Raw genomic sequence first — 20,431 nt, 5'->3', positions numbered from 1 at the left:
TCGGCCAGACGCGAATGACCTGCTGCAAACGAGGTCGGTCAGTCGATCCTCGTTCCCATAGATCGAACAAAGAGGAAAGCGTCATGTCACCGATATCCCTACTATCGCCCACCCGGCGCGAACTGCTTGCAGCCGCCGCCGCAACCGGAGCCATCGGTCTGCTGGCGGGAACGCGCAGCGCGTTGGCGAACAGCGAGGAGATTAAACCCTTCAACGTCAATTTCCCCGAGGAGGCGCTCGACGATCTGCGCCGGCGCGTCGCTGCGGCTCGCTGGCCTGATAAGGAGACCGTCACGGATGACACGCAAGGCGTGCGGCTCGCGACAATCCAGAAACTCGCGAAGCATTGGGAGACGGAATACGACTGGCGCAAGACCGAGGCGCGGCTCAATGGGTTGCCGCAGTTCATCACCGAGATTGATGGGCTGGATATCCATTTCATTCACGTCCGCTCCAAGCATGAGAATGCTTTGCCTGTCATCGTCACGCATGGCTGGCCCGGCTCGATCATCGAGCAGCTGAAAATCATCGAACCGCTCACGGATCCTACGGCGCATGGCGGCAGCCCGGGGGACGCATTTGACGTGGTGATCCCGTCGCTGCCAGGCTACGGCTTTTCGGGCAAGCCGACGGCGCCGGGGTGGAATCCTCCCCGCATCGCAAAGGCCTGGGCAGTGCTGATGCAGCGCCTCGGCTATACGAAATATGTGGCCCAGGGCGGCGACTGGGGGAACGCGGTCACCGAGCTGATGGCTTTGCAGGAGCCGCCGGGATTGCTCGGCATCCACACGAACATGGCGGCCACGGTTCCGGCAGACATCGCCAAGGCTCTCTCGGCCGGTAGCCCTGCACCAGTCAGCCTTTCGCCTGATGAAAAGCGTGCCTACGACCAGCTCGACGATTTCTACAAGAACGGACTGGGCTACGCGATCGAAATGAACAATCGCCCGCAGACGCTCTACGGGATCGTGGATTCACCCGTCGGGCTTGCCGCCTGGATGCTCGACCATGACATCCGCAGTTACCAGATGATTGCTCGCGTCTTCGACGGAAAGCTCGAGGGGTTGAGCAAGGATGATATCCTCGATAACGTCACGCTCTATTGGCTGACGAACACCGCAATCTCCTCGGCGCGCCTCTATTGGGACAATGCGCATTTCCCGAGCGGAGGTTTCTTCGATCCGAGAGGCATCAAGATCCCGGTAGCCGTTAGTGCTTTTCCCGATGAGATCTACCAAGCGCCGCGGAGCTGGGCGGAGAAGGCCTATCCGAAGCTCATCCACTATAACAGGCTCGACAAGGGCGGCCACTTCGCCGCCTGGGAACAGCCGGTGGCCTTCACTACCGAGCTCAGGGCGGCATTTCGGACGCTGCGCCAGTAGAGAAAAAAGCGCGTCGCGCCGAACCGGTTCGCGCGACGCGCTTCAGTCTTTGCGGCTCCGCTGCATGGCGACGTTTGCGAGCATTTTGCCGAGCTGAGGCAGCGCTAGCTCGGCTTCGCTTTCTATCGCGGCAGCGCCAAACCATCTGAGCTCAGTGTGTTCGTCATCGATCAGTCGAGGATCGCCGTGCCACTGATCGACGCGATAGAGATGAAACGTGACGGATGCCCCGGGCCGGCCTTCCAATACGAACTTTCCCGCAAACTGCCAGCGCTGCGGCGTCACGCCTATTTCTTCCATCAATTCCCGGCGCATTGCCGTCTCGGCGTCTTCGCCGTCTTCGATATGGCCGCCCGGCAGGCTCCAGCGATCCGGGTGCACCGTGCGCCTGGAACTGCGTCTGGCCAGGAGAACGGTCCCGTTCTGAATCAAGGCGCCCATCGCGATCTCGGGCATCTCGTCTTCTCCGTTATGTCATGATGCCGGGATCACGATTTTTCCGGTTCGGGCTGCGTCGATCGCAGGAGGTTGTCGCGTAGCCGCGTCACCGATTTTTGCACGACGGGAAAGTCGTCGCCGAGCCCGGTGGCGGCAATCATGGGAGCGACGGGATCGCCGTCAAGAAGAGTGCGCCCTGCCGGCGTCAGGCTGACCCGCACCTGCCGCTCGTCGGCGGGATCGCGACGACGCGTGATGTAGCCGACCGATTCCAGCTTCTTGAGGATGGGCGTCAGCGTATTGGATTCGAGAAACATCTTTTCTCCCAACGCCCCGACCGTCTGATCATCCTCTTCGGAAAGGGCGACGATGACGATATATTGGGTGTAGGTCAGGCCAAGCTGATCCAGGATCGGCTTATAGGCGCGGCCGAAGGCAAGATTGGCCGAATAGACCGCGAAGCAGAGGAAATTGGAAAGCTTGCGACCGCCCTTGCCCGCCTGCGGAGAGGTGGGTGCTGGCATATCCGGCCCCTTCGCTGCTTTAGATGTCGGCATAGGTCCATCCTATCCAAGCTTTTTGACGATGAGATCTATATAAATCGCATCCGATTAAATCGCAATAGTGCCGAAGTCGGTTTTCGATCCCGCCGTTTGTGGTGACTCGCCAAAGATCAGCGGAAACTCCTGGGAGGCTTCCCATACTTCTTGCGAAAAGCGGTCGCGAAATGGGCGGAGTCGGAGAATCCGATTTCAAAGGCGATCGCCGTCATGGGCAGTGTGCTGTTTTCGACCAGAAACCGGCCATAGCGCAATCTCGTTTCAACGATAAAACGCTTCGGAGTCATGCCGATATTGTCCTGGAAGAGACGCGCGAACTGACGTGGTGACAGGCCGACCAGAGAGGCCACCTGTTCCGGTGAGACATCGCGGCCTTTCCGGCTCTCGATAAGAACGACGGCTCGCTGAATACGCGAATCTTCTGTGCGGCGAAATGTTGTGGCGCGGCCGTGATCGAAGGCGCTCATGTGCTTCTGCTCCGTGAGCGAAAGCTGGTGCACGGCCTTGGCCGCCCGATCCGGTCCGCAATGCGTGCGGATGAGCTCCGTCATCAGCGACAGGATCGATACGCCGCCAGGCACGGTAATGCGGCCGTTTTCGATCAGGAAGTCATCGCGCGTGGAGAAGGCAAGACGCGGGAAGGCAATCCGGAAATCCTCCGCGTGAAAGGGATGGACGCACGACTTGCGCCCGGCGAGCAGTCCCTCCTGCGCCAATATGAAGGCGCCCGTACACACACCAATGACCGGGACACCCGCCGATGCCGCCACCCTGAGATAGTCGCGATGCTTGCTAGGTGCGGCGCGCAGATGTGGCAGGAGGCCACCGATAACCACGATGTAGTCGAAGTCGGTCGGGTTAATGTAGGGCGCATCGGCGTGAACCCGGATGCCGCAGCTGGCGACCGCTGCATGGCCCGGAGCCCCCATGATTGACCAGCGACAATGTAATGGACGGGAATTGTCGGCAAAGTCCGCCGCATGCCTGAGAGGCTCGACGATACCCGTCAACGACATCATCGGGAAGGTCGGCCAGAGGAGAATGCCGACCGAGAGATCGGCCTTTCGGTCGCGTGCGACCAGAAGCCGCTCGGCCCAAAGATCGTCGAGCCAGCGCACATAGTCCGGCTCGGTGGCAGATATTTCGGAAGGTTCCTCGGATGTGATCATGGCGTGTGGCGATGATAAGTCATCATGTCCTTTTTTCAAAGAAAATGTCTGATTTATAAAATTCAGCCACAGCCATCAGTGTCAAGTTCCTCTCGTCGAACACGACATCCGGGGACAAAAACCACCGGACCGGGGAACCAACAAATCAAGGATCAGAACAATGGCACTTTCTCTTTCGAGAAGGATGGTGATGTGCGCTCTGCTGGCAGGCAGCTTCATGTCCCTTTCATCTATCGCCTATGCTTTCGAACTTGCCGAGCAGGGCAAGCTGACGGTTGCCTTCACCGGCGACATGCCCGGTTCCGGCTGGCAGGACGGGAAGCTGGTAGGCTATGACGGCGAAATCATGCAGCGCATTGCCGACAAGCTCGGGCTCAAGATTCAGCCGGCCCTCATGGAATGGTCGGGTACGATCGCCTCCGTTCAGTCGGGCCGCGTCGACGTCATGCTCGGCACCATGGGCTGGACCGAAAAGCGTACGAAGATCATGACGCTGTCCGAGCCGATCCACTACTTCAAGAACGGCATCATGCAATCGACGAAGACGAGCTGGGACAAGCTCTCTGATCTGGAAGGCAAGAAGATCGGCACGATCACCGGCTTTTCGTTCGTCCCGGAATTGAAGAGCATCAAGGATCTCCAACTTTCGCTCTACGACACTTCCGATGCGGCCGTGCGCGATCTTATCGCCGGGCGCATCGACGCTGTCATCGGCGATCCACCGGTGATCTCCTACGCCATCAAGCAGAACCCCGATTGGAATACGCACTTCCTCGCCTTCACCGATAACAGTCCGGATTTCCCGTTGCTGACCGGTCTCGGCCAGGTCGTCTATGGCCTCAACCAGAAGAACGACGATCTGCGCCAGAAGATGGACGCCATCATCGCCGACATGTGGAAGACTTGCGAGATGAAGGAAATCGGCGGCCGCTACGGATTGTCGTCGGATGTCTGGTTCAAGCCTGTGGGTCAAAACTTCCGCGCCGGCGTCGATCGCCCCGCAGACTACAAGCTGCCGTCCTGCGCAGCTGGCGGCTGAACGAGCGTGCGGACGGAAGCTGCAATCGGCGGCTTTCGTTCACCCTCTAAAGCGCGTCGCAATCTTTCAGATTCGCTTATCGCGCTTTAGCTCTTTGTTTTTACGCATGTCGTTAGCGCAAAACCGCTGCACACTTTTGCGCGACATGCTTTAATCGCATAAGGAAACGGCGATGAATGCGCTTCTCAGCGTTGCAGGCCTGCGCAAGAGCTATGGTCCTATCGAAGTTCTCAAAGGCATCGATTTCGACGTCGCGCCAGGCGAGAAGATTGCCCTGATCGGCCCATCCGGCTCCGGGAAATCCACCTGTCTGCGCTGCATGAATTTTCTGGAAAAGCCCAGTGCCGGCGAGATCCGCCTCGACGGCGAGCGGATCGGTACGCGCAACGGCCGTATCATGAGCGATCGGCAACTTGCACCGCAGCGCGCCGAGATGGGCATGGTCTTCCAGCTCTTCAATCTCTGGCCGCATCTGTCGGTGACGGAAAACGTGGCGATCGCGGCGCGCAAGGTGCGCGGCCTGGCTGCCGGCGAGGCACGCGAACTGGCTTTGGAAATGCTGGCCAAAGTCCATATGACGCACCGCGCCGACGCCTCACCGCTCGAACTGTCCGGCGGCCAGCAGCAGCGTGTCGCGATTGCGCGGGCGCTTGCCCAGAAGCCAAAGCTCATGCTGTTCGACGAGCCGACATCGGCACTCGATCCCGAACTGGTCCAGGAGGTTCTGAAAGTGATGGAGGAGCTGGCAGCCGAAGGGCGCACGATGCTGATCGTCACGCACGAGATCGCGTTTGCGCGCGACATTGCCGATCGCGTCCTGTTTCTCGACGGCGGCACGATCGTGGAATCCGGCCCGGCACGCCAGGTCATAACCGCTCCTCGGGAAGCGCGCACGCAAGCGTTTCTCAACAAGATCCGGCACTAGGCGTGTCATGATTGGATTTTCCCTATTCCTCTCGGTCGTCCAGGGGCTCGTCGCCGGACTTGGCGTAACCGTTTTCGTCACGATCGCCTCGCTGGCGCTCGCAGCCGCTTTCGGGTTCCTTCTCGCTCTGCTCAGGCAATTTGCCGGGATCAAGTTCATCAATCTCGCGATCGATGCCTGCTGCGAAATCCTCTGCAATGTGCCGGCCTTGACGCATCTGTTTATCCTCTACTTCGGACTTGCCAGCCTCGGCGTGAAATTGACGTCGATCACGGCCGCCATCCTGGGCCTCGGGCTCATCGGGGCGGCGATCACCTGTGCAATCTTTCGCGCCGGTTTTGCTGCGCTGTCGAGGGGGCAGGCGGAGGCGGCGCTTGCTGCAGGGCTGACCCCACTCCAGACCATCTTTGAGATCCTGACGCCGCAGGCCATGCGGATAGCGCTTCCGGGGCTCGGAAACTACGCGGTGCAGCTTCTCAAGGATACATCCGTCGTCTCGGCCATTGCGGCGCCGGAAATCATGTTCTTCGCCCGTTCAATGGTGACGTCGTCCTTCCAGACAACAATGATCTATGCGACGGCGGCGGCACTCTACCTGTTGCTGAGCCTGCCATTGATGCAGGCAACGCAGTTCCTCGAAAGACGTTACGGGAGATTGAAAGGATGAGTGCTTTCCTGGCGCCCTATGGGGATTATGGTGCCGAATGGCTGCCTCTGCTGCTGCGGGCGATGGTGAATACGGCGCTACTTTCCGTTTGTGCCTTTGCCCTGGCATTCGTTTTCGGCCTGCTGCTTTCGCTCTGCCAGAAATCCAGTTTCGTAGCGCTGCGGTATTTTGCGGCTCTTTATGTGACGATCGTGCGGGGCGTGCCGCTATTGGCGGTTCTGTTTCTGCTTTATTTCGGCTTGCCGGGCATCGGGGTCGTCTTCGATGCTTTCGGTGCGGCGATCGCCGGCCTGGCGTTGTGTTTCGCGGCCCAGGTCGCCGAGCTTTTCCGCGCCGGTCTGAAGGCTATACCGGCGGGGCAGAGCGAGGCAGCGCTGGCCGCGGGCTTCACTCCGGTCCAGAGCTTCGTCTGGATCATCCTGCCGCAGGTCGCGCGTGTCATCCTGGCGCCGATGATCATCACCTTCGTCTCGCTGCTCAAGGATTCTTCGCTCGCTTCGCTGATTACCGTCGACGAACTGGTGCTCACGGGGCGGTCAATGGCGACGGAGTATTTCCTTCCCTTGCAAATCTATGTTGCCGTCGGCCTCTGCTATTTCGCGATAGCCTGGCCGTTCTCGGTCCTCTCGCGCCGGCTAGTCGTTCCGGCCGGCCGCTAACTCGTCATCACAAGGCCAAGACCATGACCACTGAAACGACCGTTGCCACGGGCAACGCACGTCGGCATGCAACGCAATCGCATGAACCTCGTTGGCCGGTGATCCTCATGACGCCCGACGTCAACGAGGCGCCCGATGCGCCGACCGAGACGGAGTATGTGGTGCGCGCCAACTATGCGGATGCCATAGCCGAGGCAGGGGGAATTCCTTTGATCTTGCCTTACAACACCCAGAACCTGGCATCGGCGTTGGCACTCGCCGATGGGATCGTTCTCACCGGTGCGCGGCCGGGGACCGAGGTGACAGGCGCGCGCCGGCAGTTCGAAATTCAGCTGGTCGAGCAGGCCTTGAAAACGGGCAAGCCGCTTCTCGGCATATGCCACGGCATGCAACTGATCGGTGAATGCCTTGGGGGCGAATTTCAAACCGAGCTGCCGGCCGCTGCCGTATCCCACATCCCGCAAGATATCCCTGACGTTTTGGCGCATGAGATCATCGTCGAGCAAGGCAGCGTGCTGACCGATTGGGTGGGGAAGGGGCCGGCACGCGTCAACAGCCTGCATCGGCATGCTTTGGCCGGCCAAGGACGCTTCCGTGTCGCCGCGCGGGCGCCGGACGGAACCATCGAAGCATTCGAAGGGGACACGGACGGCTTTTGCCTCGGCATCCAGTGGCACCCGGAATACCGGCTGAGCGAACTCGACAGGAATATCATGAGGGCCTTCGTCGACCGCAGCGCAGAAGCAGCAGTCCGCAAGGCACGCAGTGCTTCATCGGCTGGAAGCAATCGTGTGCGCGAACGGCTGGCACAGCTTGAGCTTGCTCTGCCGGAAGCATCCTCGCCGCCAGGCGCATTTTCCGGTGCTGTGCGGACCGGCAGTATCATCACCGTTTCAGGTCAGGTGCCATTGCAGGGCGGTGTGGTGCTGCGGACGGGACATCTCGGAGCATGCGTCTCCATCGAAGAGGGGCGAGAATGCGCGCGCTGGGCGCTTCTCAATGCGCTTGCACAGCTGGAAGGGGCTGCGGGCGGCTTTGACAACATCCTGGGCTTCGTCCGGCTCGCGGGCTATGTCGCGGCGGATGCTGCTTTCGAGCGCCACGGCGCCGTCATCGATGGGGCTTCCGAATTGCTCCGAGAGCTCTTCCCGGATCGATGGGCGCATGCCCGCATCGCGATCGGCGTAACATCCCTGCCGCGCGGGGTTCCTGTTGAGGTCGAGTTGACGGCCGTCGTCGGCGAGGCTTGAGATGGCGCGTGTTGCGGTGATCGGCGCCGGCGTCATCGGCGTATCCTCGGCCTATCTTCTGGCCCGGGCGGGGCATGATGTGACACTTATCGATGCGGCAAGCGAGCCGGGCATGGGGGCGAGTGCCGGCAACGCCGCGCAGCTGTCCTGGGCCTATGGTGACGCAATGGCTTCACCAGCCCTGCTGAAGCATCTGCCAGCCATTGCGATGGGCCGCGATCCGGCCTTCCGGATCCGCTGGCAACTCGATCGGGACTTTCTCTGCTGGGGCCTGAAATTTATTGCCAATACCCGGTTCAGGAGTTGGTGGAACAATACGCAGGAGATCCTGCGCCTTGCCGAACAATCCCGTCACGAGCTCGCAATCCTGCTTAAGGAAACCGATATCGAATTCGACTATCGTGTCGCCGGAAAACTGCACCTCTACGCCGATCGGCAAAGTTTTGCTGCCGCGGATTCCAGTGTCGCGCGCAAGAATGCCCTCGGCTTCGAACAGCGCCTGCTGACGCGAGTGGAGGCGGAAAACATCGAACCTGCGCTCGCCGCGTATCAGGGAGAGATTGCCGGGGCCGTTTACACTCCCGGTGATGCCCTTGGCGATGCGGCCGGATTTTGCCGCCAGCTCACCGCCTGGATGATCGAGCGCCGGCAGGTGTCGGTTCTGTTCGGCAGGAGGGCCTCGAGCTTCGTCCAAACGGGAGGCGTGCTGACAGGATTGAGGTTCGAAGATCGCGATGAGCTTCGCATCGACGCGGCCATCGTTGCGGCAGGACCGCAGATCCGTTCCCTTATATCCGATTTGCCCGAGGTTCGCGACATACGCCCCATCAGAGGCTATTCGCTCACCGTTCCAAGAACTGGCCTTGCGCCAAGTATCAGCCTGACAGACGTCAAACGAAAGCTTGCCTTTGCGGCAATCGGCGACCGTTTTCGTGTCGCCGGACTGGCAGACATCGAGCGTCCGGGGGCCGGTTTTGATGCCAGACGTTTCGACACGCTCAAGCTGGCCGCCTCCACGGTGCTGCCCGACCTTTTCGAGCGTTCGGATGAATTGATGAGATGGTCGGGCGAGAGGCCTGTGACACCGACCTCCAGGCCCATTATCGCCGGTTCCCAACACATCAAAGGTCTCTACATCAATGCCGGTCACGGCATGCTGGGTTGGACACTCGCATTGGGCTCTGCCCGCCGCGTGGTCGATCTCGTTCAACAAGTCGATGGCTGGCGCCGCCCGGTGCTATAGTTGCGGACGCCATTCCGCCTGTCGCAGTGTGGATTGACCGTTAGCCGAATTTCTCCGTCGTATCGGCCTTGCCGAACACCCAGTAGCCGGAAGCCTTGATCCAGCCGAGCGGGCAACCTCGTTCCAGCAGGTAGGCGCGGATATCGCGTGTCACCGAGGCTTCCGCCGCGACCCAGATAAAGGTCTCCGGCTGGATATCGACCGTGCTCAACAGGTTCAGCAGCGCTGCGGCATCGGTTGCCTGCGAAAGAGGCCGGTGCGCCCAGTGGAGGTGCAGCTCGGCTGATGTCTTGAAGGCCTGCTCTTCCAACGGGCCGGTGACGGCTGCGATTGTGGTGACGACGGTTCCGGCGCCGCTTTCCTCAATCCGGCGGCCGATGGCCGGCAGTGCGGTTTCGTCGCCGATCAGCAGCCATCGTTTTACGGTCTTCGAGACCACGGCGGAGCCTCTTGGTCCGCCGATCTCGAGCCTGTCGCCCGGGCGTGCATTGATCGCCCATTGGGTTACCGGCCCTGCCTCATGCAAGGCGAAGTCGATGGTCAGTTTTCGTTCGGTGTTATCGTAGCGGCGCGGCGTGTAGTCACGGCGTTCTTCGCTGCCATCGGCGGCCGGTACGAAAATCTTGATGTGGTCGTCGGGCGCAAGGCTGATGAAATCGCCAAGATCGCCGCCGGACAATGTAATGCGGCGCATGCCGGGGGTGATGTCGACAATGCTTTCGACCGCCAGGGTGCGCCGTCGCGTGTCGTGGCGGACCCGTTCGATGCCGGGGGCCGGTGAAATCTGATCTTTGAGTTGATTGTTGTCCATGTATCCTCAGGAGCTTTTTGAGCTCGATCCGCAGGACACAGTCGCGCAGATCGAAGCCGCAAAGCCGTTCGATCATACGCGTTGAGTGACGTTAACGCTTACGTGGCCGGTGACCCGGCCATTGACGGCATGATGTAGCCGACGACGGCGGCTTGTGCAACGGCAAGGTGGCCAACAAGGGCGATGATTGCCAAAGTTTAACTTTCCGGTGCCGTTCCGGTTGGGCAATGATCGGCCGATCAGCGGTTATGGAGAAGATAATGGACAGCAGAATCCAGGACGTGCTCGACATCTATCACGCGATGATCGAGACGGAGCATAACAGCCCGCGCGAGCTGCCTCACGGCGGGCGCGATGGAGGACAGGATCAGCGGCTGCGCGCGGTCGGGCCCGCGACCGGGCAGTTCATCAATATCCTCGCCAAGAGCCTCAAGAGCCCGACCATTCTCGAACTCGGCACCTCCTTCGGCTATTCCGGGATATGGCTGGCGGAAGCCGCGCGCGCCTCCGGCGGGCGGCTGATCACCATAGAAATACACGACTACAAATCGGCCTACGCGCGCGACATGGCCGTCAAGGCGGGGCTTGCCGAGCACGTCGAATTCAAGGTGGGGGATGCGGTCCAGATGATCGGCGCGCTTTCCCAGGGTATCGACTTCGTGCTGGTGGATCTATGGAAGGATCTCTACACCCCCTGCCTCGAAGCTTTCTACCCCAAGCTCAATCCAGGCGCGATCATCGTCGCCGACAACATGCTGCGCCCGGGAGGCGATGATCTCAAACGCTACGGCGAGGCTGTCCGTACCAAGCCAGGGATATCAAGCGTGCTGCTGCCGGTCGGCAGCGGGCTTGAGGTCAGTCGGTTCGATTGAGGCTGAGGTGAGATCAGCGGCTATTTTGTTTTTAGTTGCAGAAAAAAAAGTTGACACGTTTGAAGCTAATTTCCGACACTTTCCCGATCAAAGCTCCGCCATCGCGAGCTTTGGAGATGTGATGTCGGGCATTCTTATCGCTACCCTGTTGGCAACGGTTTCAGCAAAGATTCCCGCCGGATTTTCCAGCGGTGACCTCCTTTATTCTGATTGCGGCGGCTCACGGCAGTTTGTCGTCGGATATGTTGCGGGTTGGTTGGACAAGTGGAACCGGGACGAGTATTTGGCCCGCCGTATTTTCACGGACGTCGTTCCTGCGCCGAAAGCAATGGTGAACTCGGCGTATTTTGCCAACTCCGTTGGGGTAAACGTCTGTGTGCCGGTTGGAACGACCGCGGAAGCAATCGGCAATACGTTGTGTACATTCCTGGAAGAGAATCCCGGCATTCGTGAGGCCACCGGCGACGAGCTGATGACGACGTTGATCGCCTATAAGTACCGCTGCCCCGTGCCGTAAGAACATCAAACTCCTCCCGGCTTGTTGGTTTCGATGAAACGGCTGAGCGAGGTGGCGGCGTTCAGCATGTGGGCGCGCATGCGCCGGGATGCCATCTCACCGTCGCCTTCGGCGATCGCCTGCATGATTGTCTCGTGTTCGTCCCGGGATCGGCGGAGCCGTTCGCCCTGGCGCAACTGCGTGCGCCGGAAGGCATTCAGGCGGTTACGCACGGCGATTGCCTGTTCGGCAAGGAAGCTATTGTGGGTGGCGTGATAGATGGCTTCATGGAATTGGCGGTTGAGGCTGTCATAGGCATCGAAATTTCCGGCTTCGACGATCGGCTCTGAGAGGTCGTGCAGTTCGATCAGATGGCTGCGCTCCAGCGGCGTCATGCGGTAGGCGGCGAGCCTGACGCATACTGCCTCGATCTCGGCCACCGTTTCGAACATTTCCATGATGCGTTCCGGCGTCATACGGGCGACGACGCCGCCGCGCCGGGCGCGAAGCTCGACGAGGCCGCCCGCCGCCAGCTGACGCAGCGCTTCACGAACCGGCGTGCGGGAGGCGCCGAAACGATCGGCAAGCTGCTGTTCGTCCAACGCTGCGCCCGCCGCCAGCGTGCCGGTGGCGATCTCGTCCGTCAGGGCGTTGCGAATGCGGTCGGAGAGCAACCCGCGATCATCGCCGTCATCCTCGGTTTCGAAACCATTCGCCATTCCGTTATCTCCGATCTGCTTCAACATCGACGGCTCGAGCGATTGTGTATGCAAATGCGATGCGCCCGCTCAGCGTATACACCTTATGGCATCACGGAGGTGTACGTATTCAATAATTGACTTTATATCGGATGGGAATACATAAATCCCCGGCAAGCAGGCTTCTGGCATACACGAAGCCGCTTCAAATATCGATTTGAATAGGACGGGAGCCGCAACGCGGCGAAGGCCAATGCCTTGCGCCGGGCAAAGCAAACCGTGCCGACATGGCATCACAGACCAACCGATTTTGACTTGGCTTCGGTTCTTCGGTCCCAAGCCAGCATGCTTTCGATCCTTCAATTCCTGGACGCACAAGGAACCAGATCATGATGATGAACAGACGGAGTTTCTCGGCCGCCCTTGTTGCCGGCGCCGCCGCTTCTCTGCTTGCTACCCGCGGCATGGCCGCGACATCCGCTCCCGTTAAAGCGCGCAACGTCGTGCTGGCGCACGGGCTGTTTGCCGACGGCTCGTGCTGGACCGAGGTGATCGCGCGCCTGCAGGCGGCCGGGCTCAATGCCACGGCGGTGCAAAACCCGCTGACGACGCTGCCCGAGGCTGTCGCTTCCGTAAAGCGCGTGCTCGACCGGCAGGATGGCCCGACGGTTCTGGTCGGACATTCGTTTTCCGGCATGATGATCACCGAAGCCGGCGTGCATCCGAATGTTTCGGCGCTCGTTTATGTCGCTGCACGCGCCCCGGATGCCGGCGAGGATTATACCGCGCTCGCCAAAACCTTCCCGACGCCGCCGGCTTCTGCCGGTATCGTCTTCGACGGCGACGAGGGACGCCTCAGCGCGGAAGCATTCCTGCGAGATTTCGCCGGCGATCTGCCGGAAGCCAAGGGCAAGGTGCTCTATGCCGTGCAGCAACCGTTCCAGAAGGTGCTGCTGACCGGCAAGACGACGCAGGCCGCCTGGCGCTCGAAGCCAAGCTGGTATGCCGTTTCCACCGAGGACAGGACGATCAACCCAGATCTCGAACGCTTCATGGCCAAGCGCATGGGGGCCAAGACGATAGAGGTGAAGGCCAGCCATCTGTCGCTGATCTCCCACCCTGACGAGATTGCCCGGCTGATTATCGAGGCGGCGGGGCAGAACACGAACTGATCTCAGCGGCCGGCGAAGCGGCGATGCCGTTCGCCGGCTTGCTTTGGCGATGGCCATGATGCCGCAAGGGGTCGTGTCTCGACCCGTTTCCGTCATTCGGGTTTCAGCAGGTCGACGCTTCTTCGTCTCGCTACAGCCACCGCCGGATGCGGGCCTTGTAGGCGAGATAGACGTCACCGAATTTCCGCTCGAGATAGGCCTCCTCGCGGGCGACCACGCCGTAGCGGATGACGAGGTAGAACGGCGCCAACAGGATGATGAGCCACAGGCTGTCGAAGGCGATGGCGAGGCCGATGAGGCCGAGGAACATTCCGATATAGATCGGGTTGCGCGTGAAGCGATAGGGGCCTTCGTCGACGATCGTCGTCGTCGGCCGGCTGAGCTGGACCTGTGTCCCCGCCTGGCGGAAGGTTGCTGCCGCCCAGATCAGCAGCGCCAGGCCGGCGAGGAACACGATGCCACCGAGCCCACCGGCAGGCATGGCCGCCGGCAGGAACGGCAGCGCATAAAGCCAGTCGAGCGCAAGCCCTGCGACAACCGTCAGCGCCCAGGCGATCGGCGGCCGCACCGCCGCGCCTGAACTGTCGCGCAAATTGCCGTTCGCGTCGTTCATGCTACCCCCTCCGGTCTCCCGGTCCCTGGAATTCCAGCGCATGGGGAGCGTGTTTCGTACCATTTGTCGCGGCCCCTCGACCGGTGGGAGTCTACCTCGTTTCGAGAGAGATTTGAAGGCGGAGAGGCGCGGTCGAAGTTCGGAACAAGAGGCGGCCGCGGGTGTTAACCCGGCGAGCCTGCATCGAGTTTGCGGCTCATTCGTTTGCGAGAAACCACTATGGCCATCCACTTCAACCATACCATCCTGTCGGCTCACGACAGCAAGGCCTCGGCAGATTTCCTGGCCGATATGTTAGGACTGCCGGCGCCGCGGCGCTGGGGGCCGTTCCACATGGTCAGGACCGACAACGACGCCAATCTCGACTATATGGAAACGGAAGGTCAGATCGTCCGCCAACACTACGCCTTCCTGGTCGGTGACGCTGAATTCGAGGCGATATTCAATCGAATTCGCGAGCGGAACCTGAGCTACTGGGCCGACCCCGGTCAGCGGAAGCCTGATGAGACCAATGACCACGACGGTGGGCGCGGCGTCTATTTCGAAGATCCGAACGGCCATCTGCTCGAAATCATCACGCGTCCCTATGGCAGCGGCGGCTGGAATCCGTGAGCTTGGCGCCAAGGGAGGCGACCCTGGTGCCGATCATGGACAATGATACCAGACGGCAGCATCCGTGAGCGGCGAGGGCCGCCGCTCCTCTCATATCGGTCGGCGCAGCGGCCTGAACGCGGCTCGAAGCTCGGCGGAGAAGAGCTCAGGCTGTTCCCAGGCGGCGAAGTGGCCGCCCTTGTCGACCTTGTGGAAATAGATAAGGTTGCGATAGGCGCGACGGGCCCATGTCTCCGGGGCCTGATAGCTCTCCCCAGGAAAGACGGTGATGGCGACCGGAAGCGCGATCTTGGAGGTCTTCTCCCCGGCCGCAAGGACGGGACTGCGCCCGCCGCCATATTCCCAGTAGATCCGGGCCGAGGAAGCGGCGCTGTTGGTCAACCAGTAAAGCGTGATGTCGTCGAGCACCTCGTCGGGAGACTTTTCGGGATCGCTGCTGTCGTAGGTCCAGTGCGTGAAGCCTGGATGACCGAGCGTCCATGCCGCAAGGCCGGCCGGGGAATCCGATATGGCGTAGCCGATCGTCTGCGGCCTCGTGCCCATCATCGTGGCATAGGACCTGTTCCCCATCTTGGCTGCGGCGCTGAGGGCATCGAACGCCGCGCGTTCCTCGGTGGAGAGTCGCTGCGGCGCCGGCCCGCCCGCGGCGAGCACCGCTGCAACTTCGGGCGGCACGACAGCCGGCAGGTTGATATGGATGCCGAGCAGACCTTGTGGCGCGAGCCGTGCCATCGCGCCGGAGACCGGCGAGCCCCAGTCGCCGCCCTGGGCGACGTAGCTGCTGTAAGCGAGGCGCTTCATCAGTTCCGCCCAGGCCCGTGCGATGCGGTCCGGCCCCCAGCCGGTGCCGGTCGGCTTGCCGGAGAAGCCGAAGCCCGGCATCGACGGAATGACCACGTCGAACGCATCTTCGGCGCGTCCGCCATGAGCGGTCGGATCGGTGAGCGGGCCGATGATCTTGAGGTTCTCGAATACTGATCCCGGCCAACCATGGGTGATGATGACGGGCAGGGCATTCGGATGTTTCGAGCGGACGTGAATGAAGTGGATGTCTAGGCCGTCGATCTCGGTGATGAATTGCGGCAGCGCATTCAGCTTCGCTTCCGCCTTTCGCCAGTTGTAGCCGGTGCCCCAATAATCGACGAGCGGCTTGATCTTTTCGAGCTGTATGCCCTGCGTCTGGTCGTCGACCGTCTCGCGTTCGGGCCAGCGTGTTGCCAGCACGCGCCGGCGAAGGTCGAGGAGGTCCGCCTCGGGAGTGTCGACGCGAAACGGGCGGATCGCATCTCCCGTGGCAGCCGATGCCGGATAGGACGGAAACAGGCTGGTCGCGCCCGCGGCGGCGATCCCGATCGCCGCGGTGGTCAGAAACCTGCGCCGGTCGCGGTTCAGGGATTCCGAGCCGGCACTTGTGAGCATTTTGAAGAGCATGGTCATGGCATTGTCCTTTGAAGCAGACGCCTTGGGCAAAACTTCGATGAGTTCGGCCGTCGTCAGAATAGCATGGGCGTAGGTCGGGCCGTTCAGCTTGTGCGCAGCATGCATCATTAGGTGCCAGAAGGCGGCCGTCGCGTCGCTCGCCAGGGTCGTCAAATACGAGTTTGATGGCGAAGCGGGCGGTGGATTCGATACAGGTATTTCCGCCGGATCATCTTGATGCGAGGCCGGCCGTATTGCGCAGGTGATCGGGATGCGTGCCGCCGCCCATACTTCTCGCCACCATCGCGACGATGGTTTCGAAGAGTTCATCCTTTGCCTCGACGGCGGTGATATCGCCTGACGCAGCGGCATAGGAGAGGGCTTCGGCAGCACCGAGCATGGCCCAGAGGCCGGCTGCGGCGATCGTGCCGGTGCCGGCAAACGGCGAAAGCGCGATGCGGCATTTCTCGATGAAGACCGCCTCATATTCACGCTTGATCCTTTCGAGTTCCGGCGAGCCGGCAAGCGCGGCAATAACGCCGGGGATTTCGCGGCCCTGGAGAAGCACGCAGTCGACATAGGAGGTGGCGATGACCGCGGCCCGGTCGGCGAGAGATGGCTGGCTTGCCGCAAGGGCTGCGTCCATCACAGCCGTCTGGCGGGCGTCGAATTCGCGGTAGAGCGCTGCGAGCAGGCCGGGGCGGGTTTCAAAATGATCGTAGACCACGGGTTTCGTCACGCCCGCCTGCTCGGAAAGCCGGCCAAGGGTCAGCGCTTCCGTTCCCTCGTCGCGGGCGATCTGCCAGGCTACGTCGAGCAACTGGCGATGCCGATCCTGCCGCGACAGGCGGCGGCGCGGTTGCGGATCGGTCGGCTGACCTGTTGTTTCGGCGCTTGACATCACTATATACCAAAAGTAACTTACCGAAAGTAGCTTACCAAAGGTATACAGCCCGCGACTTCCGTCCGCAATCATTCAACAGGAGTTTTCGCCATGCACGCGCTCATCGTCGTCGCGCATCCCGATTCCCAGTCGCTCACCCACGGCGTCGCCGCCCACCTTGCCGAAGGTGTCACACTTTCCGATACCGGCCATTCTGTCGAGATCGCCGATCTCGCTGCCGAGGGCTTCGATCCCAGGTTCTCCGCGGCCGATATCGCCCTGCATCTGAGGGAAGGGGTGCTGCCCGCCGACGTTGCCGCCGAGCAGGCAAGGATCGACCGTGCCGATGCGCTGGTGCTTGTCTATCCCGTCTACTGGTGGTCGATGCCGGGGCTGCTCAAGGGATGGATCGACCGGGTGTTCACCAATGGCTGGGCTTATGACGATCGCGCGGATGCCGGGGTGGTGAAGCTGCTTGGCCGTCTGCCGGTGCATCTGGTCGGCCTCGGCGGCGCCGACGCCGGGACCTATACGCGGCACGGTTATTTCGGCGCGATGAAGACGCAGATCGATCACGGGATCTTCGACTATTGCGGCGCCCGCGTCGTGACATCCGAGTTCATGCTCGAAGCCGGACCGGACCATGCGACCGCCCATCTCGATGCTGCGCGCGCCATCGGCCGCAGGCTCTTCGACACATCCGGGCAATGCGAGGCGACTGACGCCGCGTAAAGGTGTCCGGCATTCAAGCAAGGTTTATCGGCTGGCGCGGGCGAGGCCTTGCGCCGCCGGCTTTTTCACGAGACAAGCCTTGAATGAGCATTCCCGAGACTCATCCCTTCGACTTTGACCCGACCTACGGCATGCAGCTCGAGGAGCTTCTTGCGGTCAAGCCGCCCGAGGCGCCTGAAGGTTTCGATGATTTCTGGAGGGCGCGGTATCTCAAGGCGCTCGCGGTCGATCCGCAGCCAGTGCTGCGCCGGAGCAAGATCGCCCATCCCGACTGGCATGTGCTCGATCTCGTTTATATCTCGACCGGTTCATACAGGATCGGCGGCTGGCTCATCCTGCCGCGTCAGGGGGAGGTGCGGCGCGGCCTCGTCGTCGGGCATGGTTATGGCGGGCGGGATCGGCCTGAATTCGATCTGCCGGTCGAGGAGACGGCGGTGCTCTTTCCCTGCTGCCGCGGTTTGTCGCTCAGTGCCCGTCCACCGATTTCTGAGAACCCCTCCTTTCATGTGCTCCATGATATCGACAAGCCTGACAGCTACATCATCGGCGGCTGCGTCGATGATATCTGGCTTGCCGTCTCGACGCTCACGGGTCTCTATCCTTGGCTCTCGGGGCATATCGGCTATAGCGGCATCAGCTTCGGCGGCGGCATCGGGGCGATGGCGATCGCTTACGACCAGCGCATCGATCGCGGCCATCTGGCGCTGCCGAGTTTCGGGGATCAGCGGCTGCGACTGACGCTGCCGAGCGTCGGCAGCGCACAATCGGTGCAGGAATATCATAAGAAACACCCGGATGTGCTTGGGACGCTTCGCCTTTACGATGCGGCAAGTGCTGCTTCCCGGATCAAGGTGCCAATGCTGACGGCGGTTGCGCTGTTCGATCCTTCGGTCGCGCCGCCCGGCCAGTTCGCTGTCGCAAATGCGATACCGAAATTTAACGAAATCTTCATCCTGGATGCCGGTCATTTCGACTACCCTGGAAGTGCTGAGCAAGAGGCGGTCCTCCGCGAAAAGATCGGACAATTTTTCAGGGTGCCATGAACCGCGAATATCTCAGCTGGTATAGTCAGCGGCTGCATCGAGACATGGAGATGCTGGTGTTCGGCCATGCCGGCGCCAAGGTGCTGGTATTTCCGACGCGGGACGGGCGCTTCTTCGAATATGAGCAGCTCGGTCTGGTCGGAAGCCTTGCCGACAAGCTGCAGGCCGGACAACTTCAGCTCTATTGCATCGAGGGACTGGCGGCCGAGACCTTTTACGGCTTTCACCGTCACCCGGCCGAGCGCATCCGCCGGCATGGCGCCCTTGAGGATTATATCCTGCACGAAGTGTTGCCGTTGATGGCGGCGAAGAACCCGCATGACTGCACCATCGTGCACGGCTGCAGCCTCGGCGCCTTCCAGGCGGCGAGCCTGTTCTTTCGTCATCCGCATCTCTTCCGCAAGCTCGTCGCCTTTTCCGGTCGCTACGACCTGACGATGAGGGTGGAATCCTTCGGCGACCTGTTCGACGGCTATTACGACGACAGCGTCTATTTCCACACGCCGACGCATTTTCTTCCAGGGCTCGGCGGCGACTGGCGGCTCGACAGGCTGCGTGAGCGCGACATCGTCCTCACCATCGGCGACGCCGACCCTTTCCTCGACAACAACCGCTATCTGAGCCGCCTGCTCGCGGACAAGAATGTCGGCCATCAGCTGCATATTTGGGACGGACGCGCCCACCGCGCCGGCGCCTGGCGGAAGATGGCACCGCTTTACCTCTGACGTCTTCGGGATGTCATACCCAATGCAGCGCTGCCGTTGCCACCGGCGCGTCCCAGAGGGCGATCTCCTCGTCGGTCAGCAAGGCGAGAGTAACCGACAGTCCCTGCATGTCGAGCGAGGTGACGTAGGTTCCCACGAGCGAGCGCTCGACTAGGATGCCTATCTCCTCGATGAAGCGGCGAGCGCCGTTATAGGCGATGTAGAGTTCGGCCGGTGGCGTGCCGCCGAGGCCGTTGACGAAGAGCAGTGCGCGGGTACCCGGCGCCACGGCGATATCGCCGGCGATGGTCTCGCAGAGATGGCCGATGATGGCGTCGGAGGTGGCGAAGGGCTGCCTGGCATGGCCGGGTTCTCCATGGATGCCGACGCCCACTTCCATTTCGCCGGGTCCGAGCGCAAATGTGGTGCGCTCGGTCTGCGGCACCGTCACGCCGTTCAGCGCCACACCCATCGAGCGGATGCGTGTGTTCAATCCTTCGCCAAGCTGTTTCAACTCGGCCAGCGACATGCCGCGTTCGGCCGCAGCACCCAGGAGTTTTTCGACGATCAGCGTTCCGGCAACACCGCGCCGGCCATTGCCTTCGCCGGACCTTGATGTCTCGATATCGTCGCTGACGACGACCATGTCGATGTTGTGGCGGTCGCCGGCCATCTCGATCGCCATTTCGAAATTCATCAGATCGCCGTCATAGTTCTTGACCACCAGCAGGCAGCCGGCGCCGGTATCGGCCTCTTCAATCGCGGCGATGATCTGGCTCGGCGTCGGCGAGGTGAAGATATGGCCGACGCAGGCGGCATCCAGCATGCCGTGGCCGACGAAGCCGATATGCATCGGCTCATGGCCGGCGCCGCCGCCGGAGATGAGCGCCACCTTGCCAGCGGTGAGATGGCGTCGGCGGATGCATCTGCGCTCAGGCCCGAACACCACCAAGGCCTGATGGGCGCGCACGAAGCCTTCGACGCTTTCGGCGACCATGGTTTCCGCAGTGTTCATGAACTTCTTCATCAAGCCCTTCCCAAGGC

The 20,431-nt window shown here is 61.4% G+C and carries 23 protein-coding genes; 14 read left to right on the top strand and 9 right to left on the bottom strand.

Annotated elements, in window-relative coordinates:
- Positions 1–83 precede the first annotated feature (83 nt).
- Positions 84–1,382, top strand: coding sequence for an epoxide hydrolase family protein (locus tag V8P77_RS16295; protein WP_335913364.1), 1,299 nt, complete (start codon positions 84–86; stop codon positions 1,380–1,382).
- A gap of 42 nt (positions 1,383–1,424) precedes the next feature.
- Here the strand turns inward: V8P77_RS16295 and V8P77_RS16290 are convergent, their stop codons facing one another.
- The 3 genes from V8P77_RS16290 to V8P77_RS16280 all read right to left on the bottom strand — a co-directional run bounded on the left by V8P77_RS16290 (position 1,425) and on the right by V8P77_RS16280 (position 3,549).
- Positions 1,425–1,838 (bottom strand): NUDIX hydrolase, encoded by a 414-nt coding sequence (locus V8P77_RS16290; RefSeq protein ID WP_335913363.1) that lies wholly within the window; start codon positions 1,836–1,838, stop codon positions 1,425–1,427.
- Positions 1,839–1,870: 32 nt separating this feature from the next.
- Positions 1,871–2,344, bottom strand: a complete 474-nt coding sequence (locus tag V8P77_RS16285) for a MarR family winged helix-turn-helix transcriptional regulator (RefSeq protein ID WP_335913362.1) — start codon at positions 2,342–2,344, stop codon at positions 1,871–1,873.
- A gap of 149 nt (positions 2,345–2,493) precedes the next feature.
- Entirely contained in the window at positions 2,494–3,549 is a 1,056-nt protein-coding gene (locus V8P77_RS16280; protein WP_335913361.1) for a GlxA family transcriptional regulator, read from the bottom strand.
- A 160-nt stretch (positions 3,550–3,709) separates the two neighbouring features.
- On the opposite strand from V8P77_RS16280, the gene V8P77_RS16275 reads away from it, so the two are divergent.
- The 6 genes from V8P77_RS16275 (at position 3,710) to V8P77_RS16250 (ending at position 9,332) form a co-directional block, all read left to right on the top strand.
- Positions 3,710–4,588 carry an ABC transporter substrate-binding protein gene (locus V8P77_RS16275; RefSeq protein ID WP_335913360.1) on the top strand — a complete coding sequence of 293 codons (879 nt, stop codon included), beginning with the start codon at positions 3,710–3,712 and terminating at the stop codon, positions 4,586–4,588.
- A 172-nt stretch (positions 4,589–4,760) separates the two neighbouring features.
- Positions 4,761–5,513 (top strand): amino acid ABC transporter ATP-binding protein, encoded by a 753-nt coding sequence (locus tag V8P77_RS16270; RefSeq protein ID WP_335913359.1) that lies wholly within the window; start codon positions 4,761–4,763, stop codon positions 5,511–5,513.
- A gap of 7 nt (positions 5,514–5,520) precedes the next feature.
- Positions 5,521–6,180 carry an amino acid ABC transporter permease gene (locus V8P77_RS16265; RefSeq protein WP_335913358.1) on the top strand — a complete coding sequence of 220 codons (660 nt, stop codon included), beginning with the start codon at positions 5,521–5,523 and terminating at the stop codon, positions 6,178–6,180.
- Positions 6,177–6,839 (top strand): amino acid ABC transporter permease, encoded by a 663-nt coding sequence (locus tag V8P77_RS16260; protein WP_335913357.1) that lies wholly within the window; start codon positions 6,177–6,179, stop codon positions 6,837–6,839. Before V8P77_RS16265 ends, V8P77_RS16260 begins: the two co-directional genes overlap by 4 nt.
- 23 nt (positions 6,840–6,862) lie before the next feature.
- The gene (locus tag V8P77_RS16255; RefSeq protein WP_335913356.1) at positions 6,863–8,089 is read left to right on the top strand and encodes an Atu1372/SO_1960 family protein; all 1,227 of its coding nucleotides are present in this window, start codon (positions 6,863–6,865) and stop codon (positions 8,087–8,089) included.
- A gap of 1 nt (position 8,090) precedes the next feature.
- Positions 8,091–9,332 (top strand): FAD-dependent oxidoreductase, encoded by a 1,242-nt coding sequence (locus V8P77_RS16250; protein ID WP_335913355.1) that lies wholly within the window; start codon positions 8,091–8,093, stop codon positions 9,330–9,332.
- A 40-nt stretch (positions 9,333–9,372) separates the two neighbouring features.
- Here V8P77_RS16250 and V8P77_RS16245 read toward each other — a convergent pair whose 3' ends face one another.
- Positions 9,373–10,143, bottom strand: a complete 771-nt coding sequence (locus tag V8P77_RS16245) for a siderophore-interacting protein (RefSeq protein ID WP_335913354.1) — start codon at positions 10,141–10,143, stop codon at positions 9,373–9,375.
- A 260-nt stretch (positions 10,144–10,403) separates the two neighbouring features.
- Between V8P77_RS16245 and V8P77_RS16240 the strand changes: the two genes are divergently transcribed.
- On the top strand, positions 10,404–11,015 hold the full coding sequence (locus tag V8P77_RS16240; RefSeq protein ID WP_335913353.1) for an O-methyltransferase: 612 nt from the start codon (positions 10,404–10,406) through the stop codon (positions 11,013–11,015).
- Between the two features lie 121 nt (positions 11,016–11,136).
- Positions 11,137–11,532 carry a hypothetical protein gene (locus V8P77_RS16235; RefSeq protein ID WP_335913439.1) on the top strand — a complete coding sequence of 132 codons (396 nt, stop codon included), beginning with the start codon at positions 11,137–11,139 and terminating at the stop codon, positions 11,530–11,532.
- A gap of 5 nt (positions 11,533–11,537) precedes the next feature.
- Here the strand turns inward: V8P77_RS16235 and V8P77_RS16230 are convergent, their stop codons facing one another.
- Entirely contained in the window at positions 11,538–12,230 is a 693-nt protein-coding gene (locus V8P77_RS16230) for a GntR family transcriptional regulator (RefSeq protein WP_335913352.1), read from the bottom strand.
- A 368-nt stretch (positions 12,231–12,598) separates the two neighbouring features.
- Between V8P77_RS16230 and V8P77_RS16225 the strand changes: the two genes are divergently transcribed.
- The gene (locus V8P77_RS16225; RefSeq protein WP_335913351.1) at positions 12,599–13,381 is read left to right on the top strand and encodes an alpha/beta hydrolase; all 783 of its coding nucleotides are present in this window, start codon (positions 12,599–12,601) and stop codon (positions 13,379–13,381) included.
- A 130-nt stretch (positions 13,382–13,511) separates the two neighbouring features.
- Here V8P77_RS16225 and V8P77_RS16220 read toward each other — a convergent pair whose 3' ends face one another.
- Positions 13,512–13,994: a methyltransferase family protein gene (locus V8P77_RS16220; RefSeq protein WP_335913350.1), complete on the bottom strand. Its 483-nt coding sequence runs from the start codon at positions 13,992–13,994 to the stop codon at positions 13,512–13,514.
- A gap of 219 nt (positions 13,995–14,213) precedes the next feature.
- Here V8P77_RS16220 and V8P77_RS16215 point away from each other — a divergent pair, with 219 nt between their 5' ends.
- The gene (locus V8P77_RS16215; protein WP_335913349.1) at positions 14,214–14,606 is read left to right on the top strand and encodes a VOC family protein; all 393 of its coding nucleotides are present in this window, start codon (positions 14,214–14,216) and stop codon (positions 14,604–14,606) included.
- Between the two features lie 90 nt (positions 14,607–14,696).
- On the opposite strand, the gene V8P77_RS16210 is transcribed toward V8P77_RS16215, so the two are convergent.
- Positions 14,697–16,043: an epoxide hydrolase family protein gene (locus V8P77_RS16210; RefSeq protein ID WP_335913438.1), complete on the bottom strand. Its 1,347-nt coding sequence runs from the start codon at positions 16,041–16,043 to the stop codon at positions 14,697–14,699.
- Between the two features lie 211 nt (positions 16,044–16,254).
- On the bottom strand, positions 16,255–16,926 hold the full coding sequence (locus V8P77_RS16205) for a TetR/AcrR family transcriptional regulator (RefSeq protein ID WP_335913348.1): 672 nt from the start codon (positions 16,924–16,926) through the stop codon (positions 16,255–16,257).
- Between the two features lie 93 nt (positions 16,927–17,019).
- Here V8P77_RS16205 and V8P77_RS16200 point away from each other — a divergent pair, with 93 nt between their 5' ends.
- The 3 genes from V8P77_RS16200 to V8P77_RS16190 all read left to right on the top strand — a co-directional run bounded on the left by V8P77_RS16200 (position 17,020) and on the right by V8P77_RS16190 (position 19,408).
- On the top strand, positions 17,020–17,640 hold the full coding sequence (locus tag V8P77_RS16200) for an NAD(P)H-dependent oxidoreductase (protein ID WP_335913347.1): 621 nt from the start codon (positions 17,020–17,022) through the stop codon (positions 17,638–17,640).
- A gap of 83 nt (positions 17,641–17,723) precedes the next feature.
- Positions 17,724–18,683, top strand: a complete 960-nt coding sequence (locus V8P77_RS16195) for an acetylxylan esterase (RefSeq protein ID WP_335913346.1) — start codon at positions 17,724–17,726, stop codon at positions 18,681–18,683.
- On the top strand, positions 18,680–19,408 hold the full coding sequence (locus V8P77_RS16190) for an esterase family protein (protein ID WP_335913345.1): 729 nt from the start codon (positions 18,680–18,682) through the stop codon (positions 19,406–19,408). Before V8P77_RS16195 ends, V8P77_RS16190 begins: the two co-directional genes overlap by 4 nt.
- A 13-nt stretch (positions 19,409–19,421) precedes the next feature.
- Here the strand turns inward: V8P77_RS16190 and V8P77_RS16185 are convergent, their stop codons facing one another.
- Positions 19,422–20,414: a dihydroxyacetone kinase subunit DhaK gene (locus tag V8P77_RS16185; protein ID WP_335913344.1), complete on the bottom strand. Its 993-nt coding sequence runs from the start codon at positions 20,412–20,414 to the stop codon at positions 19,422–19,424.
- Positions 20,415–20,431 lie beyond the last annotated feature (17 nt).

The organism is Rhizobium aouanii (assembly GCF_037002925.1).
Taxonomy (GTDB): Bacteria; Pseudomonadota; Alphaproteobacteria; order Rhizobiales; family Rhizobiaceae; genus Rhizobium; species Rhizobium aouanii.
Note: the sequence above shows the minus strand (reverse complement) of the source record. Positions and strands in the feature narration are given on the sequence as shown.

Excerpts from the sequence above, each read along its gene's own strand:
- V8P77_RS16220 (WP_335913350.1), bottom strand. The coding sequence starts at position 13,994 with ATGAACGACGCGAACGGCAATTTGCGCGACAGTTCAGGCGCGGCGGTG.
- V8P77_RS16225 (WP_335913351.1), top strand. The coding sequence starts at position 12,599 with ATGATGATGAACAGACGGAGTTTCTCGGCCGCCCTTGTTGCCGGCGCC.
- V8P77_RS16255 (WP_335913356.1), top strand. The coding sequence starts at position 6,863 with ATGACCACTGAAACGACCGTTGCCACGGGCAACGCACGTCGGCATGCA.
- V8P77_RS16260 (WP_335913357.1), top strand. The coding sequence starts at position 6,177 with ATGAGTGCTTTCCTGGCGCCCTATGGGGATTATGGTGCCGAATGGCTG.
- V8P77_RS16280 (WP_335913361.1), bottom strand. The coding sequence starts at position 3,549 with ATGATCACATCCGAGGAACCTTCCGAAATATCTGCCACCGAGCCGGAC.
- V8P77_RS16205 (WP_335913348.1), bottom strand. The coding sequence starts at position 16,926 with ATGTCAAGCGCCGAAACAACAGGTCAGCCGACCGATCCGCAACCGCGC.
- V8P77_RS16270 (WP_335913359.1), top strand. The coding sequence starts at position 4,761 with ATGAATGCGCTTCTCAGCGTTGCAGGCCTGCGCAAGAGCTATGGTCCT.
- V8P77_RS16295 (WP_335913364.1), top strand. The coding sequence starts at position 84 with ATGTCACCGATATCCCTACTATCGCCCACCCGGCGCGAACTGCTTGCA.
- V8P77_RS16210 (WP_335913438.1), bottom strand. The coding sequence starts at position 16,043 with ATGACCATGCTCTTCAAAATGCTCACAAGTGCCGGCTCGGAATCCCTG.
- V8P77_RS16265 (WP_335913358.1), top strand. The coding sequence starts at position 5,521 with ATGATTGGATTTTCCCTATTCCTCTCGGTCGTCCAGGGGCTCGTCGCC.
- V8P77_RS16195 (WP_335913346.1), top strand. The coding sequence starts at position 17,724 with ATGAGCATTCCCGAGACTCATCCCTTCGACTTTGACCCGACCTACGGC.
- V8P77_RS16200 (WP_335913347.1), top strand. The coding sequence starts at position 17,020 with ATGCACGCGCTCATCGTCGTCGCGCATCCCGATTCCCAGTCGCTCACC.
- V8P77_RS16245 (WP_335913354.1), bottom strand. The coding sequence starts at position 10,143 with ATGGACAACAATCAACTCAAAGATCAGATTTCACCGGCCCCCGGCATC.
- V8P77_RS16285 (WP_335913362.1), bottom strand. The coding sequence starts at position 2,344 with ATGCCAGCACCCACCTCTCCGCAGGCGGGCAAGGGCGGTCGCAAGCTT.
- V8P77_RS16240 (WP_335913353.1), top strand. The coding sequence starts at position 10,404 with ATGGACAGCAGAATCCAGGACGTGCTCGACATCTATCACGCGATGATC.
- V8P77_RS16275 (WP_335913360.1), top strand. The coding sequence starts at position 3,710 with ATGGCACTTTCTCTTTCGAGAAGGATGGTGATGTGCGCTCTGCTGGCA.
- V8P77_RS16235 (WP_335913439.1), top strand. The coding sequence starts at position 11,137 with ATGTCGGGCATTCTTATCGCTACCCTGTTGGCAACGGTTTCAGCAAAG.
- V8P77_RS16290 (WP_335913363.1), bottom strand. The coding sequence starts at position 1,838 with ATGCCCGAGATCGCGATGGGCGCCTTGATTCAGAACGGGACCGTTCTC.
- V8P77_RS16190 (WP_335913345.1), top strand. The coding sequence starts at position 18,680 with ATGAACCGCGAATATCTCAGCTGGTATAGTCAGCGGCTGCATCGAGAC.
- V8P77_RS16215 (WP_335913349.1), top strand. The coding sequence starts at position 14,214 with ATGGCCATCCACTTCAACCATACCATCCTGTCGGCTCACGACAGCAAG.
- V8P77_RS16185 (WP_335913344.1), bottom strand. The coding sequence starts at position 20,414 with ATGAAGAAGTTCATGAACACTGCGGAAACCATGGTCGCCGAAAGCGTC.
- V8P77_RS16250 (WP_335913355.1), top strand. The coding sequence starts at position 8,091 with ATGGCGCGTGTTGCGGTGATCGGCGCCGGCGTCATCGGCGTATCCTCG.
- V8P77_RS16230 (WP_335913352.1), bottom strand. The coding sequence starts at position 12,230 with ATGGCGAATGGTTTCGAAACCGAGGATGACGGCGATGATCGCGGGTTG.